This window comes from Neisseria sp. P0019.S002 (genome assembly GCF_051957155.1).
Taxonomy (GTDB): Bacteria; Pseudomonadota; Gammaproteobacteria; order Burkholderiales; family Neisseriaceae; genus Neisseria; species Neisseria perflava.
In genome coordinates, this window is sequence record NZ_JBQCWS010000048.1 from 1 (window position 1) to 553 (window position 553).

The window sequence follows — 553 nt, forward strand, 5'->3', positions numbered from 1 at the left end:
GCTAATGATAAATAGTCGTAAGCCAAGATAAAGGGTTTATGATGAAAGGCCGTCTGAAAGCTGTTTCAGACGGCCTTTTGATGATTTTCTAGCTTGATTTAGTATGGTTGTAGTATAAAATCGTTTTACGCCGTGTTTTCAGACGGCCTGATCAGTTTTGGTTTTGAGAAAAGGATATTGGAAATGGCAAACCCTATTCATGCGTTTTTGGATTATGTGCCGTCGGTTGATGAGTCTTGTTTTATAGATGAGACTTCGGTTGTGATTGGCGAAGTGTCGCTGGCGGAAGATGTATCCGTTTGGCCTTATGCCGTGTTGCGTGGCGATGTGAACAGCATTTCTATCGGCAAACGCAGCAATGTGCAGGACGGCAGCGTTTTGCATGTGTCACATAAGAATGCGGCGAAGCCTGACGGTTCGCCTTTGATTATCGGTGACGATGTGACGATTGGGCATAAGGTCATGCTGCATGGCTGCCAAATTGGGAATCGTGTGTTGGTGGGCATGGGTTCGATTATTTTGGACGATACGGTTGTCGAAGATGATGTGATGA

The 553-nt window shown here is 45.2% G+C and carries 1 protein-coding gene; it reads left to right on the forward strand.

Features of this window, described 5'->3' with window-relative positions; genetic code table 11:
• Nucleotides 1–183: 183 nt before the first annotated feature.
• The coding region (locus ACTHTY_RS11480; RefSeq protein ID WP_440367740.1) for a gamma carbonic anhydrase family protein at nucleotides 184–553 on the forward strand (370 nt) is incomplete at its 3' end.